The 15,121-nt window shown below is 64.2% G+C and carries 15 protein-coding genes; 9 read left to right on the plus strand and 6 right to left on the minus strand.

All coding sequences use genetic code 11. From position 1 onward, the window contains the following. Positions 1–4: 4 nt before the first annotated feature. Positions 5–1,147, minus strand: a complete 1,143-nt coding sequence (locus ACRANW_RS13990; RefSeq protein WP_479432360.1) for an acyl-CoA dehydrogenase family protein — start codon at positions 1,145–1,147, stop codon at positions 5–7. Positions 1,148–1,477: 330 nt separating this feature from the next. On the opposite strand from ACRANW_RS13990, the gene ACRANW_RS13995 reads away from it, so the two are divergent. Further along, positions 1,478–1,732 carry a hypothetical protein gene (locus tag ACRANW_RS13995; protein WP_479432361.1) on the plus strand — a complete coding sequence of 85 codons (255 nt, stop codon included), beginning with the start codon at positions 1,478–1,480 and terminating at the stop codon, positions 1,730–1,732. Positions 1,733–1,810: 78 nt separating this feature from the next. On the opposite strand, the gene ACRANW_RS14000 is transcribed toward ACRANW_RS13995, so the two are convergent. The 3 genes from ACRANW_RS14000 to ACRANW_RS14010 all read right to left on the minus strand — a co-directional run bounded on the left by ACRANW_RS14000 (position 1,811) and on the right by ACRANW_RS14010 (position 4,881). Beyond that, positions 1,811–2,626, minus strand: coding sequence for a ferredoxin--NADP reductase (locus tag ACRANW_RS14000; RefSeq protein WP_479432362.1), 816 nt, complete (start codon positions 2,624–2,626; stop codon positions 1,811–1,813). A gap of 132 nt (positions 2,627–2,758) precedes the next feature. Continuing rightward, entirely contained in the window at positions 2,759–3,796 is a 1,038-nt protein-coding gene (locus ACRANW_RS14005; RefSeq protein WP_479432363.1) for a Fe(3+) ABC transporter substrate-binding protein, read from the minus strand. Positions 3,797–3,861: 65 nt separating this feature from the next. After that, the gene (locus tag ACRANW_RS14010) at positions 3,862–4,881 is read right to left on the minus strand and encodes an ABC transporter ATP-binding protein (protein WP_479432364.1); all 1,020 of its coding nucleotides are present in this window, start codon (positions 4,879–4,881) and stop codon (positions 3,862–3,864) included. Between the two features lie 35 nt (positions 4,882–4,916). Between ACRANW_RS14010 and ACRANW_RS14015 the strand changes: the two genes are divergently transcribed. The 7 genes from ACRANW_RS14015 to ACRANW_RS14045 all read left to right on the plus strand — a co-directional run bounded on the left by ACRANW_RS14015 (position 4,917) and on the right by ACRANW_RS14045 (position 11,366). Next, entirely contained in the window at positions 4,917–6,611 is a 1,695-nt protein-coding gene (locus tag ACRANW_RS14015) for an ABC transporter permease (protein ID WP_479432365.1), read from the plus strand. Between the two features lie 71 nt (positions 6,612–6,682). Then, positions 6,683–7,684 carry a magnesium chelatase ATPase subunit I gene (gene bchI / locus ACRANW_RS14020; RefSeq protein WP_479432366.1) on the plus strand — a complete coding sequence of 334 codons (1,002 nt, stop codon included), beginning with the start codon at positions 6,683–6,685 and terminating at the stop codon, positions 7,682–7,684. Then, positions 7,681–9,405: a magnesium chelatase subunit D gene (locus ACRANW_RS14025; RefSeq protein ID WP_479432367.1), complete on the plus strand. Its 1,725-nt coding sequence runs from the start codon at positions 7,681–7,683 to the stop codon at positions 9,403–9,405. Before bchI ends, ACRANW_RS14025 begins: the two co-directional genes overlap by 4 nt. Next, positions 9,402–10,289: an alpha/beta fold hydrolase BchO gene (gene bchO / locus ACRANW_RS14030; RefSeq protein WP_479432368.1), complete on the plus strand. Its 888-nt coding sequence runs from the start codon at positions 9,402–9,404 to the stop codon at positions 10,287–10,289. The genes ACRANW_RS14025 and bchO overlap by 4 nt, the downstream gene beginning before the upstream one ends. Before the next feature lie 9 nt (positions 10,290–10,298). Beyond that, positions 10,299–10,478: a hypothetical protein gene (locus ACRANW_RS14035; RefSeq protein ID WP_479432369.1), complete on the plus strand. Its 180-nt coding sequence runs from the start codon at positions 10,299–10,301 to the stop codon at positions 10,476–10,478. 193 nt (positions 10,479–10,671) lie between these two features. Then, entirely contained in the window at positions 10,672–10,953 is a 282-nt protein-coding gene (locus tag ACRANW_RS14040; RefSeq protein ID WP_479432370.1) for a hypothetical protein, read from the plus strand. Between the two features lie 158 nt (positions 10,954–11,111). Continuing rightward, positions 11,112–11,366 carry a GlsB/YeaQ/YmgE family stress response membrane protein gene (locus tag ACRANW_RS14045; protein ID WP_479432371.1) on the plus strand — a complete coding sequence of 85 codons (255 nt, stop codon included), beginning with the start codon at positions 11,112–11,114 and terminating at the stop codon, positions 11,364–11,366. A 71-nt stretch (positions 11,367–11,437) separates the two neighbouring features. Here ACRANW_RS14045 and ACRANW_RS14050 read toward each other — a convergent pair whose 3' ends face one another. After that, positions 11,438–12,253, minus strand: a complete 816-nt coding sequence (locus ACRANW_RS14050; RefSeq protein WP_479432372.1) for a hydroxyneurosporene dehydrogenase — start codon at positions 12,251–12,253, stop codon at positions 11,438–11,440. 23 nt (positions 12,254–12,276) lie between these two features. Further along, positions 12,277–13,839 carry a 1-hydroxycarotenoid 3,4-desaturase CrtD gene (crtD, locus tag ACRANW_RS14055; RefSeq protein WP_479432373.1) on the minus strand — a complete coding sequence of 521 codons (1,563 nt, stop codon included), beginning with the start codon at positions 13,837–13,839 and terminating at the stop codon, positions 12,277–12,279. Positions 13,840–13,933: 94 nt separating this feature from the next. On the opposite strand from crtD, the gene ACRANW_RS14060 reads away from it, so the two are divergent. Continuing rightward, entirely contained in the window at positions 13,934–15,058 is a 1,125-nt protein-coding gene (locus tag ACRANW_RS14060) for a methyltransferase (protein ID WP_479432374.1), read from the plus strand. Positions 15,059–15,121 lie beyond the last annotated feature (63 nt).

Raw genomic sequence — 15,121 nt, forward strand, 5'->3', positions numbered from 1 at the left:
ACCCTCAAATACTCCGCGAGATCACTTCCTTCATGATCTCGTTCGTGCCGCCGAAAATCCGCGTCACGCGCGCATCGCGCCACAGGCGGGCGATGGCGTATTCGTTCATGTAGCCCGCCCCGCCATGGAGTTGCAGCGAGGCGTCGCAGATTTCCCATTGCAGGTCGGTGTGCCACAGCTTGGCCGCGCTGGCCTCTGCCGTGGTGAGTTCGCCCGCCAGATGCTTGCGGATCGCCCAGTCGAGATGCGCCCAGCCGACCTGCAGCTTGGCCGTCATATCCGCCAGCGTGAACTTGGTGTTCTGGAAATCGAACACGGTCTTGCCAAACGCCTTGCGGTCCTTGGTAAAGGTCACCGCTTCATCAAACGCCCGCTGCGCTGCGGCCTGCGCGCCGACCGCGATGCTGAGGCGCTCCTGCGGCAGTTCCTCCATCAGGTGGACAAAGCCCATGCCTTCTGCGCCGAAGATGTTGGTCATCGGCACGCGGCAATCGTTGAAGAACAGTTCCGAGGTATCGGCGGCGTGCTGGCCGATCTTGTCGAGGTTGCGCCCGCGCGCAAAGCCGGGGGTGTCGGCGTCGACCAGCACCAACGAAATACCTTTGGCGCCCATGTCCGGATCGGTCTTGGCCACCACGATCACGCAATCGGCGTTCTGGCCGTTGGTGATGTAGGTTTTCGAGCCATTGATGACGAGGTGATTGCCATCCTTCTTCGCCGTGGTGCGGATGCCCTGAAGATCGCTCCCTGCGCCCGGTTCGGTCATGGCGATGGCGGTGATGATGTCGCCGCTGATCATGCCGGGCAGATATTTGGCGCGCTGTTCGGGGGTGCCGAGGCGCTCGAAATAATTGGCGGTGATATCGTTCTGGAGCGTGAAGCCTGCGGATGATCCGAGGTAGGAAAGCTCCTCGGTCAGCACGCAGTTGAAGCCGAAATCGAGGCCGAGGCCGCCGTTTTCCTCTTTCACCGTCATGCACAGCATCCCGGCGTCGCCCACCGCCTTCCACACATCGCGCGGCACGATGCCGGCGGCTTCATGCGCGTCCATGTGCGGGGTCAGAGCTTCCGCGAAGACCTTGCGCACGGTGTCGCGGAACGCCTCGTGGTCTGCATTATAGGCGGTGCGATAGGATGATGCGAGCATGGCGGTTCTCTCCGGTCAAATCGGTTTTGATTTGCCATGAGTGAACAGGGGCCGAGGGGGCGGGTCAAGTGTGAAATTGGCGGCGGGGCCGGGATGGGTCATGGCTGCGAAGGCGCTCTGGCGAGCAGAGGCTGCCGCTCAGCTATCGACTCCAATCCGGCCATTTTCATTGTGATCCTGGCCGTACGAACCCTGTCATTCTCATAACGAAAAACAATTGTGAGCGAACTTCTGCGATAACGTAGAGCAAAAAGCAGCCGAAGGTTCGATTGCGAGGCCGCGCTTTGTCTGAAAGCTGTTTGACGTAACGCTTGCCAGGGATTTTTAGGAGTGGAAAATAAAACGAAATTGAGGCTAAAGCGCTTCGCCTATTCATCGCTGATTGCCGTAAGCATAACACTAATTTTTGGTGCATTGGTCGGCCCAGTTGCAGCAGTAATTTCTGGCTCTATTGGGTTTTTAGGCGTCGCCATCGCAAGCGATGATGACCTTGGAACCTGCCTCCCACTCGCGGTATTTTTCCTCATCGCACTTGTAATGCTGGTCATGGCGCTTGTCGGGGTAGTGTTGCTCAATACCCATTGAAGCCTTTTGCACCATCGTAGATTGAGCCTACCGTTCGTCCTTCCAACCGGCAGTAGAAGTCGACCTTACATCTGTACCTTACCCCACAAATGCCCGCTCGATCACGAACTGGCCAGGCTTGTTGTTTGCGCCCTCTTCAAACCCGCGGCGTTCCAGATCGGCGGCGTGGTCCTTGATCATGGCCATGCTGCCGCACAGCATCACGCGGTCTTCCTCGGGCACGAAGCGTTGCGGCCCCTTGCTCTGTTCGAACAGGCGGCCATCGTCGATCAGCGCCTGGATGCGGCCCTGCGTGCGGAACGGTTCGCGCGTCACGGTGGGGACATAGATAATCTTGGCGCGGTCTTCATCTTCGAGCAGCGGGTCGCCTTCAAGCCGGCTTTCCAGCAGCTCGCGATAGGCCAGTTCGTTCACGTTGCGCACTGAATGCACCACGATCACTTCTTCGAACATCTGGTAGACATCCGGATCGCGGACCAGGCTCATGAACGGGGCAAGGCCGGTGCCGGTCGACAGCATGAACAACCGCTTGCCGGGCAGCAGCGCATCGGTAACGAGCGTGCCGGTCGGTTTCTTGCCGAGGTAGATCGGATCGCCCGGCAAAATGTGCTGGAGCCGCGAGGTCAGCGGGCCTTCCTGCACCTTGATCGACAGGAACTCCAGTTCCTCCTCGTAAGCCGGCGATGCGACCGAATAGGCGCGCAGCAGCGGCTTGCCGTTGTCGCCGGGAAGCCCGATCATCACGAACTCGCCCGAACGGAAGCGGAAGGACGCCGGCCGCGTTATCTTCAGCGTGAACAGCCCATCGGTCCAGTGATGGACATGGGTAACGGTTTCGACGGAAAGCGCCGCGCTTTCGGTAAACTGTTCGCGATCAATGATGGGCTGGTTCAAAGCGGGCCTCGGATACAAGTGTGCGCTGCCCGGACGGGGCAACCGGAATGGGGGCGCAAATGGACTAAGCCTGCGCCCCCTTCAAGCTAGATATGCGTTAAAGGGTGAAAGCGGGCCTTGATTGGCTGCGCCTCAGTTCCACCGCGCCGCGTTGAACAGCTCGACCGCCCGCGCCTGATTTTTCCCGATCTGCGCCGCGGGCAAAGGGTCCGCCTTGAACGTGCCGAGCGCCGCAACAGCGGAGGTCGGTGCGATTCCTTTAACCGCAGGATATTCGTTGTTGCCGTTGGCGAGGAAACCCTGGGCGTTGTCCGACGCGAGATATTCAAGGAACGTCACCGCATTGGCGCGGTTCGGCGCGGTCTTGACCACCCCTGCGCCGCTCAGATTGACATGGGTGCCGGTGGTCGCCTGATTGGGGAAGATGACCCCGATGCCGTCCAGCACAGCGCGCTTTTCCGGCGTGTCGAAACGGGCGAGGTAATAGGTGTTCACCAGCGAAATATCGCACTCGCCCGCCGCCACCGCTTCGATGTTCGACATGTCATTGCCCTGCGGTGCGCGCGCGAAATTGGCCACCACACCCTTGGCCCAGGCACCGGCCTTGGCCTCGCCTTCGTGCGCGATCATGCTGGCCAGCAGCGCGATGTTGTAGACGCTGGAGGATGATCGCATACAGATGCGGCCCTTGAAGGCGGGATCGGCAAGGTCTTCGTAGGCGTCGAGCCCCTCGGGCCTCCCCTTGGCCTTGTTGAAGACAATGATCCGCGCCCGAGTGGTCAGACCAAACCAGCGGTTCTGCGGGTCGCGCAGGCTGGCGGGGATCCGGTCGGCCAGCACCTGCGAATCGACGGGCGCGAGAATGCCCGCCTCCTCGGCCCGCCACAGGCGCCCGGCATCAACCGTGACAAACAGGTCCGCGGGGCTGAATTCGCCTTCGGCCTCGATCCGTTCGATCAGGGCATCGGCATCGGCTTCGATACGGTTGACCTTGATCCCGGTCTGCTTGGTAAAATCCTCGTAAAGCGCCAAGTCGGTATCGTAATGGCGCGAGGTGTAGATGTTGACTTCGCCGGTGACCGGCGCGGCGTCCTCGGCGGTTTCCTCAGCACATCCGGACAGCACAGTGAGACTCGCGAAGGCGAAGGCGGCGGCGAATATCGTTTTCATTGGGCAATCGGCTTTCAATGGCTATTTGCGAATGACTTGCAATATAATCATTGGCGGCGCAAGCGCTAACTGCGGGCAAAAGCTCGCACGCTGCCCGCATCGGGCATGACGCTGTAGGTCTTGGCCGGGTCGATCGGGAGCGCGGTTTCGGCCGTCACCGTCGTCCCAGCCGCCCCTTCAAGCAGCACGCGATTGCGCGGCCCGAGCGGATGAACATCTCGCACGCTGCAGCCGCGCAAATCAGCCACCGGCATGAGCCGGTCAGCCTGCACCAGCAGATCGAACGCGCCGCCATCGGGCAGGGTGTCGATCAGGCATGTCATCGGCCATAGACCGAACGGCGTATCGATCCCCTCTGCACCGCGCGCCGCTGCGATCACTTGCGCGCCGCTGAAAATCGCACCGACCGCAGCGGTGGCAGGCGCAAGGTGGAGATCCTGCGGCGTGCCGAACTGGACGATGCGCCCCCCTTCCATCACCGCGATCCGGTCCCCGATATCCAGCGCCTCGGCCGGATCATGGGTCACCAGCACCACCGTCGCCCCCGCTTCGCGCAGCAGGATACGGCATTCGCGCCGCAGCTTGCGCCGCAGCACAATATCGACGCTGGCGAAGGGTTCATCCATCAGCAGCACCTCGGGCTGCGGGGCCATCGCCCGCGCCAGCGCGGCGCGCTGTTGCTGCCCGCCGGAAAGCTCATGCGGATAACGCGGGCCCATACCCGCAAGGCCCACCTTGGCCAGCCAGTCGTCAGCCTCGCTCCGCCGTGCTTTGGGCAAGCCGAAGGCGACATTGGCGCGCAAGGTCATGTGCGGAAACAGCGCGCCGTCCTGAAACACCAGCCCTACGGGGCGATCTTCGGACGGCGGACTGCGATGCGCATTGGCGAGCACCGCGTCGCCCAGCGCAATGGTGCCCTGCTGAACCGTGAGCAAACCTGCGGCAAGGCCAAGTAGTGTTGACTTCCCACAACCTGACGCGCCAAGCAGACAGGTGATCTCTCCCGCCGGCGCGGCAAAGCTGACATCCTCCAGCGCCCGCACCGCACCGTAAGCATGGGCAATATGACGAAATTCGAGGCTCAATCCGTGATCCTGCGCTTGGGCTCGGGGGTTTCCCGATGAGCCGCCTTTGGCAATTTGCCGCTCTGCGCGCAAGCGATGCTGCGATTGCGAGGCAAAGCCCGCAGCTGTCTGCGCCCAGCGGATGGACTATCGCGGCGCTGATCGTGGCTGCACTGGCCGGCCTGCCGATTGCCGCGATTCTGTGGTTGTCGCTGGCGGGAGAAGGTGGAACAATTGGCGATCTGGCGCGCACCGTCCTGCCCACCTACATCGCCAATACCGCGCTGTTGATGCTGCTGGCAGGCGGCATTGCAAGCGTGACGGGGACCGGCTGCGCCTGGCTGATCGCGGCCACCCGCTTTCCCGGACGCACGGCGCTCAGTTGGGCGCTGGTGCTGCCGCTGGCCCTGCCCGCCTATCTTTCGGCCTATATCTACGCCGATATGCTCGACTTTGCCGGCCCTGTGCAAAGCGCCTTGCGCGATGCAACGGGCTGGGGTGCAGGGGATTACCCCTTCCCCGATATCCGGTCGCTCGGGGGCGGAGCTTTCGTGCTCGGCTTCGTGCTGTACCCTTACGTCTATCTCCTGGCGCGCACCGCCTTCGCCACGCAAAGCCTGACACAGTTCCGCGCCGCGCGCAGCCTGGGCGCAGGCCCGGCGCGCGCGTTCTGGCGGGTTGCGCTCCCCGCTGCGCGCCCCGCCATCGCCGGCGGCCTTGCGCTGGTGCTGATGGAAGTGCTCGCGGATTTCGGAGTGGCCGAATATTTCGCGATCCCCACCTTTTCGACCGGCATCTTTCGCAGCTGGCTGGCGATGGGGGACAAGGCGGCCGCGCTGAAGCTCGCCGCCATCATGCTGATCTTCGTCATCGCGCTGGTGGCGTGGGAAGCGCACACGCGGGCCGGACGCAGCGACAGCCGGGACGGGCTGGCTGCGCGGGACGCAGATGCGGAGCCGCTGGTGGTCTTGTCCCCTCTCGGCAAAACGCTGGCGTTTCTGGCCTGCATGATGCCGGTGCTGCTCGGCTTCGTGCTGCCCGCCGGATACCTGGCGATGCTGGCACTCAGCGACACGGCGCAAAATGCGGCGGGCGACCTGCCCACCTACCTGCGCGGCAGCCTGTGGCTTGGGTTGGCGGCGGCAAGCCTGTGCCTTGTCACCGCCTTGCTGCTCGTCTTCGTACGGACACGGTCTAACTCTCGCATGACTTCGGGCGCGATCCGCCTGGCGACGCTCGGCTACGCGCTGCCCGGCGCCTTGCTCGCCGTCGGCCTGCTCGCACCGTTGGGGACTTTCGACCAAAACCTCACCCGGTTCGCGCGTGACAATCTGGGGTGGAGCGGCGGATTGCTGCTCACCGGAACCAGCGCGGTGTTGATCTATGCGCTGTCGGTGCGGTTCCTCACCGTCGCCTATAATAGTGTCAGCGGCGGCCTAGCGCGCATTCCCCCCGGCCTTGACGCTGCCGCGCGCAGTCTGGGCGCCCGCCCCGCACGCGTGCTGGCCCGCATCTACGCTCCGCTGCTCGCGCCAAGCCTTGCCGGTGCCGCCGCGCTGGTGTTCATCGATACCTTGCGCGAATTGCCCGCCACGCTGATCCTGCGCCCCTTCAATCTCGAAACCCTCGCCACCCGCACCTATCGCCTCGCCAGCGACGAACGGTTGGTGGAGGCTTCGATCCCCGCCCTGATCCTGCTGGCAGCCGGGCTGCTGCCGGTGCTGGTGCTGAACCGTCTGGGGAAAAGGTAGGCCAAAAGTGTCACGCCAGCCTGTCAGTTGGGCTTGTCCGATGCGCATCAACCGTTCACAAGACCCCCAACATGGCACGCTTCCCTTTTTCCGCGATCGTCGGTCAAGACGAGATGAAACTTGCGCTGCTGATTGCAGCCGTTGACCCCAGCATCGGCGGGGTGATGGTCTTTGGCGATCGCGGCACCGGCAAATCCACTGCAGCGCGCGCGCTGGCAGGATTGCTCCCGCCGATCATGGCCGCAGAGGGATGCGTGTACGGCTGCTCGAAAGAAGATCAGGCGCGCTATCCGGACGTGTGCGGCACAGGCAAGATGGTCAAGCGCGCGGTCCCCTTCGTCGATATGCCACTGGGCGCGACCGAAGACCGGGTGATCGGCAGCCTCGATCTTGAACGCGCGCTGCGATCGGGCGAGAAGTCCTTTGAGCCGGGCCTGCTGGCCAAAGCGCATCGCGGGTTCCTGTACATCGACGAAATCAACCTGCTCGAAGACCACCTTGTCGACCTGCTGCTGGACGTGGCCGCTTCGGGCGAGAACGTGGTGGAGCGTGAAGGGCTTTCGGTCCGCCACCCGGCCAAGTTCGTCCTGATCGGCAGCGGCAACCCGGAAGAAGGCGAATTGCGCCCGCAGTTGCTCGACCGTTTCGGGCTGTCGGTGGAAGTGCGCAGCCCCAAGGATATCGAGGTACGCATCGAAATCATGCGCCTCGTCGCCGCGAACGAGGCTGACCCCGCAGCCTTCGCGGAACGCTGGGCGGGCGAGGACGACAAGATCCTCAAACGCGTCGCCAAGGGCAAGGCGCGCTTGCCCAAGCTGGTCACGGGCGAAGACGTGCTGCGCGATGCCGCCGAATTGTGCCTTGCCGTGGGCGCCGACGGCCTGCGCGGCGAGCTCACCTTGATGCGCGCCGCCCGCGCTCTCGCAGCGCTGGAGGGCGCGAAGACCGTCACCCGCAAGCACCTGATCGCCATCGCACCTTCGGCCCTGCGTCACCGGCTGCGGCGCGACGTGCTGGACGAAACCGGTTCCACCGTGCGCATCACCCGGGCGATTTCTGAGCTGTTTGGATGATTTCTGACGACGCGGACCCGCAAGCAGACTCGCAAGCCGATCCGCTGGGGGATGCGGTGCTGGCGGCGCGGCTTTTTGCTCTGGCCCCTGCGACCTTCAAGGGCATGGTGCTGCGCGGCAGCAGTCCTGCGCGAGAAGCACTTGTGACGGCTTTGAGCAATGCGATGACACTGCGGCGGATGCCGGGCCATGTCGATGATGAGCGCCTGCTGGGCGGCATCGATCTTGCCGCCAGCCTTTCGGCAGGCCGCCCCATTCGCCAAACCGGTTTGATCGAGGAGGCGCGCGGCGGCGCCTTGATCGCCGGAATGGCCGAGCGGCTGGATGCCAGTATCGCCGGGCGGCTGGCCCAAATGCTCGATTCGTCAGTCGATGGAGGCTCAACCGCGCTGGTTCTGCTCGACGATGCGACCGAGCCCGAAGAAGCCCCGCCCGCCAGCCTCACCGAACGCCTCGCCTTCGTATCCGATCTGTCCGCATCGCGGCGTTGGCAAGGGGTGGAGCTGGCGCCAGCGGTAGGTGCGCTCTGCGATGTCGCCGCCCTTGATGACTCTGCGCTGCGAGCCCTGGCTGCAACGGCGGATGCGCTCGGGGTCGATGGCGTGAGGGCACTGATCTTCGCAGGCGAAACCGCACGCGGGCTCGCCGCGCTGGAAGGGCGCAAGTCTGCGGACGAGGCCGATCTCGCCGGCGCGGTCCGCCTGATCCTTGCCCCGCGCGCCACCCGCCTGCCGCCGCAGGAGCAAGACGCCCCACCCGAAGACGCGCCGCCCCCGCCCCCTGACGGGCAGAATGACACCCCCGACGATTCCGACCGCGAGCAGCAGGAGCCCGATCTGTCCGAAATGCTGGTCGAGGCGGCCAAGGCAGCGATCCCGGCGGACCTTTTGGCAAGCCTGGTGCAAGGCAAGGCGCCGCGCCGCTCGGCCAGCAGTGGCACCGGGCAAAAGCGCAAGGCCGCCACACGCGGCAAACCGCTGGGAGCGCGCCCGGGAATGCCGCGCGGCGGCGCCAAACTGGCACTGATCGACAGCTTGCGCGCCGCTGTGCCGTGGCAGGCGGTGCGACGCAAGGAAGCGGGCGCAGGCAACCAGTCCGCCATCCTGATGCGCAAGGAAGACCTGCGCATTCGCCGGTTCGAGGAACGCGCCGCGCGGGTCACGATTTTTGCCGTGGACGCTTCAGGATCGGCGGCGGCAGCGCGCCTCGCCGAGGCCAAGGGCGCGGTCGAACTGATGCTGGGGCAGGCCTATGTCACCCGCTCCGAAGTGGCGCTGGTTGCCTTTCGCGGCACCACGGCCGAATTGATCCTCCCCCCCACCCGCTCGCTCACCCGGGCGCGGCGCACGCTATCCGAATTACCCGGCGGCGGCGGCACTCCGCTCGCCATGGGTCTCAATGTCGCGCGCGAGGTTGCCGAAGCCGTGATCGCCCGCGGGCGCAGCGCCGCGATGGTGATCCTGACCGATGGCCGCGCCAACATCGCGGCTGACGGCGCGCCCGGACGCGGCCAGGCCAAAACGGACGCCGAGGCTGCCGCCAAAGCGATCTACGCGCGCGGGATCGATGCACTGGTGGTGGATATCTCGGCCCGCCCCGGCCCCGAAGGCGCCGCGCTCGCGCAGGCGCTGGGGGGCCGCTTCCTCGCCCTGCCCCGCGCCGATGCCCGCATGATCCAGTCCGCCATCAACGCGGTCCAACCGATGGGCAAGGCGGCATGAGCGCGCTCGACTGGGACCGCGAAGGCCTGATCTGGCCGCACCGCGAGACAAGCGCATTTGTCGAAGTGGGCCGCGCCCGCTGGCATGTGCAGCGGATGGGGCCCAAAGACGCAAGTGACGCGCCGCCGTTGCTTCTCCTCCACGGCACCGGCGCTTCGGTGCATTCCTGGCGCGGGCTAATGCCACTTCTGGCGCAGACCCATACCGTGATCGCCCCCGATCTGCCGCGCCATGCCTTTACCACCGGGCACGATGCCTTTGCGATGAGCCTGCCCGCCATGGCACGCGAAATTGCGGCGCTGCTGCAAGTGCTGGATGTCCAGCCCGCCGCGATCATCGGCCATTCGGCGGGTTCAGCAATCGCGTTGCAAATGGCGCTGGATCATGACTTTGCCGGACCGGTGATCGGGCTGAATTCGGCGCTGCGCCCCTTCCCCGGCCCGTTTGCGCAAATCTTCCCGGCGGTGGCCAAAGCGTTGTTCATCAACCCGTTTGTCCCTCGCATCTTCACCGGCAGTATCGACCTTGTCGGCGGCGCAGGGCGGTTCCTGTGGCGATCGACCCATTCGCACATCGATGCAGAAGGCCTCGCCTGTTACCGCACGCTGCTCAAAAGCCCGGCCCACGCCGGCGGCGCGCTGGCGATGATGGCCAATTGGGATCTGCCCGGCCTGCGCCAGCGCATGGCCGAAGTGCGCAATCCGGTGCAGCTGATCCACGGCGCCAATGATCCGGCGATCCCGCTGGCATGGGCACGCGATGCGGCCAGTTGGCTGGCCGATGTGCAGCTCGACGTGCTGCCCGCGCTCGGCCATCTTGCCCATGAGGAAGCGCCGGACAAGGTCGCCGCGCTGATCGCCGATTTCCTCGCGGGGCACAGTTAGGAGAGGCGCATGAGCGGCGCGAACTTCGGATGGATTGAACTGGTGTTCTTCTACGGCATCGCCGTGGGTTTTGGCGTGTGGCAGTGGCTCAAGATGGACCGGCTGCTCAAGAAAACCCGCGCTGAAAAGGCAACGAAGGAAGCGGCAGCGCGCGAAGTTGACGAGGCTATTCGCGACGTAGGCGAATGAATGTCCACTTTGAATGTTGCCTGACAAAGCGCTGCCCTGCGGAAGGCAAGCCCGCGTCCGCCGATCAGGCTGATGAATATTGACAGACGGCGAGATAGCCCTTCCATTTTGGCTCGACTTTTTCATCAGTGATGGTGCATTGAAACGCGCGCATGAGTGTGGGTGATTGCGTCTCAACAGCTAGGAAAATGACATGACCGAAGAGCGCATCACGGAAACCCGCACGCCTGAAGGCAACACCCACACAACCACGACAATCGTGACCGATCGGCCAAAATCCGGGGGTGGCACCAAGTGGGTCGGGCTGCTTGTCTTGGTTCTGATCGCCGCAGCGGCCCTGTTTGTTTTTGCACAGATGAGTGATTCCGAAACCGCGAAAGACGCGGCTGTTGGCGAAGCTGCACAACAAGTGGGCAACGCTGCCGAGCAGGTCGGCAATGCCGCCGAAGAGGCCGTCGACAAGGTCGCTAACTGAACGCGGCACCATAAGCGGTGTCCAAACCGCATGGCTCAAGCATTGAAACACGCGGCCGCTGGCATTTCGCCACGCCAATTGTCCTGCCGAATTGTGCCAGGCTTTGGAACAATCGACTCGCCCCCTCCTTAGGACTCGTGAAACTGAGGAGAACTGACGTGAACTTGATTATCCTTCTTATCGTCGGCGGATTGATTGGCTGGGTGGCCAGTATGCTGGTTGGCGGCGGTGGCGGTATTCTGATGAATATCGTTGTGGGTATTGTTGGCGCGTTGCTGGCCGGATTTCTTCTCAATCCGCTGATCGGCGGGGGCAACATCATGAGTGGCGATCTCAGCATCAGCTCGATAGCCGTATCGCTGCTTGGCTCGATCATTCTGCTGGGCGTACTCAACCTCGTCCGGCGCCGGTAGGTCTTGAACAGGCAATCATCGCGACCAAGGCGCGGGCGGCTGAATGCTGGCCCGCGCCTTGGTGTGCCCGCCTACCCCTTCTGACGCGGCATCCGGTAGGGCAGCATGAATTGCACAATGCGCGAGGAGAAACGCCGCATATCCAGGCTTTCCTGCACCGCCACCACCTCCTCGCCCGCAAAGCGCGACGCGAGTTCGGAGCGGGCGTAGAACGGCGTGTCCTCCCACGTACGGCGCACTTCGGCCACGCCAATGTCGGACCGCGTACGGCGTTGAACCTGCCACTTGCTGCGCGGCAGGTGCGCGATCGGGGGCAGATCGACCGGCTCGGGCACGCCATGCGCGTCAAACCGCAAGGCGCTGGCAAACAGCGATCCATCGCCGCGCTCGCCTTCGTAGCACACCAGCGCGCCTTCGTTCAGATGCGCGCGCGACCAGTGCCAGGTGTTGAAACCCTGTTCCAAAGGTTCAGCGCCGCGGTTGTGATCGAGGTAGGCCTTGCCGCGCCACGAAATGCCCGGCTCGTGCATATCCACCTCGATCCGCGCCCGCGGGGCAAGGCAATGCCAGATGTGATTTTCCTGCGCATCAAGCGCAAAGGCGGTGCGGTTGAGCGATTCGGGATACACCCGCACCGTGCCGGCGACCTTGCGCTGCCACGGCACGAAGAGACGCGAATCGCCTTCGACGATGTCGATCACCAGCGCCTCGCCGTCCCAGCGCACTGCGCTTGGCCCGATCACCAGATTGCTGGCATCGCGTTCCACTGCTGCGCTACCGCGTTCAGTCATCGCCCAGCGGGCCTTGGGGCCGTACAGCGCGACGTTCAGCGCGCAGTGCGCCAGCGGATCGCCGCGCCCGCTGGCCTTGTAATAGGGAGAAAACACGCTTCCGAGGAACGCGATGATCGTCAGCCCGTGCTGCCCGTCGTCGCTGATCGCGTCGACATACCACCAGCTGTAGCCGCCGGGCGGGATGTCTTCATTGAAGCGCGGTCCTTCGCGATCACCCGCGCTACCAGCTGCCCGGACAAGGCTGCCATGGGCACCCCAGCGGCCGGATGGGTCGCCCCGCCCGTGCAATAGAGACCGGAAATCCGGGTTTTCGGCCCCTGACGCTGGAAGGAGGCCGCCCAGCCGTGCGACGCTCTGCCATAAAGGGCGCCGCCCGTGGCCGGGAACAGGGCCTCCCAATCCTCGGGGGTCATGAGCTGATGCGGCAGCGGCTCTTCCAGTTGAAGGCCGCAGCGTATGAGCGTTGCCATCATGGCTTGGGTGCATCGGGCTCTCTCCTCGGTCGTATAGTGGTGAACGTCTCCGTTGGCGGGAGCGTTGACGATGATTTGCAGGCGTTCGCGCCCCTTGGGCGCCGCGGCGGTGTCGCTCGCGCCGCGGTCCATGGCGCAGACATAGACTGTCGGTTCAGACGGGGTTCGCCCCTCCCCGATTTCGCGAAATTCGCGGGCGTAGTCGCGGGAAAAGAAGACGTTGTGATGCGTAAGGTCGAACCCTTCCGTCTTCGCGTGGGCATACCATACCAGCGCGGACAAGGAGCGTTTGGCCTGCGGGATCGCCGGCACAGCATGGATCGCAGCCTCGCCAAGGCGTCCGGTGGCTAGCGCGCCCGGATCGCCGTTGCAGATGACGATATCGGCCGGAATAACCTCACCCGAGGCAAGCCGCACACCGCTGGCGCGCCCGTTTGCCGTGAGCACTTCGTCGACGTGCGCCTCTGTCCGCACCTGCGCGCCCTGTTGCTGCGCTAGGCCGGCAATAGCCTTGGCCAGCGCGTGGATGCCGCCTTCGATCAGCCACACGCCTTGCGCCTCGACATGGGCAATCAGCATCAGCGTGGCAGGCGCAGCAAAGGGCGATGATCCGCAATAGGTGGCATAGCGCCCGAACAATTGCTGCAAGCGGGCGTCCTTGAAATGCCCGCCCAACGCTTTCCACATCCCGTCAAACGGGCGCATCGCCATCGCATCGCCGATCCGCCACGGCCCGATCCGCCACATCATCGGCAAGGGCGTGGAGGCTTTGTCGCCGCGCAGGAACGGGTCTTCGAGGACTTCGAAGATGCGCTTGGCCTCGGCGGTGAAGCTGCGATAGCCTGCAGCTGTTTCCGCCCCGGCAAAGGCGCCCACGGCGGCCGCGCTGCGTTCGGGATCGGTGTAAAGATCAAGATGTCCCGAAGCGTCCCACGCGTGGCGCGCGATCACATCGGCGCGGGTGATGGTCACATGTTCGGCGAGCGTTGTGCCGCACGCGGCGAACACTTCGTCAAACACTTGGCGATAGGTGAACACGGTTGGCCCGCCGTCAATTTCGGCGCCGTCCACGGCCACCCGGCGTGCCTTGCCGCCGACCCATGCCTCTTTTTCCAGCACAGTCACGTCCGCGCCGCGCGCAGCAAGCAGGGCGGCGCTGGTCAGCCCGCCTATTCCTGCCCCGATCACGACGACTCGCGCCTTCACCTGTCATTGCTCCCATCCACGTGCCGATTATTATTGACCTTACGCTCGTCTCTGTCCAATTATTTAGACATATGGCCGATGAAACAAACCGACAGTGAACACATGGGCCACCTTCAAGGTCGGATATGTCACCCGCCGAAACCGCATTTTCGCATCGCCCCGCTTTCAGCATTGGGCGGCGCGCCTACCCCTGATCAAGCGGATCGCGCGCAGCCGCGCCGACGCCGCGTTCGATCTGCTGGCAGGATTTGCCTATTCGCAGGTGCTGCGCGCTTATGTAGAGAGCGGCCTGTTCGATGTCCTGAAATCCGGGCCGCACAGCGCGGCTGACATCGCGGCGCGGCTTGATCTATCGGACCATGCTACGCTGACCCTGCTGCGGGCAGGGCGACCGCTCAAACTGTCCGAGGAGCCTGCGTTAGACCAGTGGATGCTGGGCGAACAAGGCGCTGTCTTCGCGAGCAATCCCGGCGTTCAGGCGATGATCCGCCATCACCGGCTGCTCTATGCCGATCTTGCCGATCCCCTAGCGCTGCTGCGCGCCGATCGGCAGGCGCCGACCGATCTGTCACGCTTCTGGACCTATGCCGGCGCGCTTCACGGTGCGAGCGAGCGCGGGACAGAGACTGCCGAATATTCCGAACTGATGGCGGCCTCCCAGCATTTCGTTGCGGACGAAGTGTTGGCCTCGATGCCGTTTCGCGATGTGGAGCGGCTGCTTGATGTTGGCGGCGGGCATGGCGCCTTCCTGCGCCATATCGGCGCGGCCTGGCCGCATCTGAAGCTGGGGCTGTTCGATCTGCCCGAAGTGGCCGCTACCGGTGGTCGCATTCTGGGTGACGCGCTGGGCGCGCACCGTGTTTCGGCCCATCCCGGCAACTTCTTCAGCGATTCCATCCCGCAAGGCTACGACATGGTGTCACTGATCCGCATCCTGCACGACCACGATGATGCGCCTGCACAAGGCCTTCTTGCCAATATCCACAAAAGCCTCACGCCGGGCGCACGCCTGCTGATTGCCGAGCCGATGGCGCGCATTCCCGGCGCGCAGCCGATGGGGGAAGCCTTCTTCGGCCTATATCTGTGGGCCATGGGTTCGGGCCGTCCACGCAGTCCGAAAGAGATCATCGCCATGCTGCATGCGGCGGGCTTTGCCTCGGCCCGGACCGTCGCAACCGCGCAGCCGGTCAACGCCAGCATCATCATCGCACGGGCCTGAACATAACTTGTCCAATAAGTTTGACAGTCTAAAGCGTAAGGCGTATCAAACACTCAGCAAGAC

Source organism: Erythrobacter sp. 'gip.4 top 5' (assembly GCF_056495765.1).

What these genes read in the sequence shown, in the direction of transcription:
- ACRANW_RS13990 (WP_479432360.1), bottom strand. Translation starts at nt 1,147, where the DNA reads ATGCTCGCATCATCCTATCGCACCGCCTATAATGCAGACCACGAGGCG.
- ACRANW_RS14005 (WP_479432363.1), bottom strand. Translation starts at nt 3,796, where the DNA reads ATGAAAACGATATTCGCCGCCGCCTTCGCCTTCGCGAGTCTCACTGTG.
- ACRANW_RS14015 (WP_479432365.1), top strand. Translation starts at nt 4,917, where the DNA reads ATGAGCCGCCTTTGGCAATTTGCCGCTCTGCGCGCAAGCGATGCTGCG.
- bchI (WP_479432366.1), top strand. Translation starts at nt 6,683, where the DNA reads ATGGCACGCTTCCCTTTTTCCGCGATCGTCGGTCAAGACGAGATGAAA.
- ACRANW_RS14025 (WP_479432367.1), top strand. Translation starts at nt 7,681, where the DNA reads ATGATTTCTGACGACGCGGACCCGCAAGCAGACTCGCAAGCCGATCCG.
- bchO (WP_479432368.1), top strand. Translation starts at nt 9,402, where the DNA reads ATGAGCGCGCTCGACTGGGACCGCGAAGGCCTGATCTGGCCGCACCGC.
- ACRANW_RS14035 (WP_479432369.1), top strand. Translation starts at nt 10,299, where the DNA reads ATGAGCGGCGCGAACTTCGGATGGATTGAACTGGTGTTCTTCTACGGC.
- ACRANW_RS14040 (WP_479432370.1), top strand. Translation starts at nt 10,672, where the DNA reads ATGACCGAAGAGCGCATCACGGAAACCCGCACGCCTGAAGGCAACACC.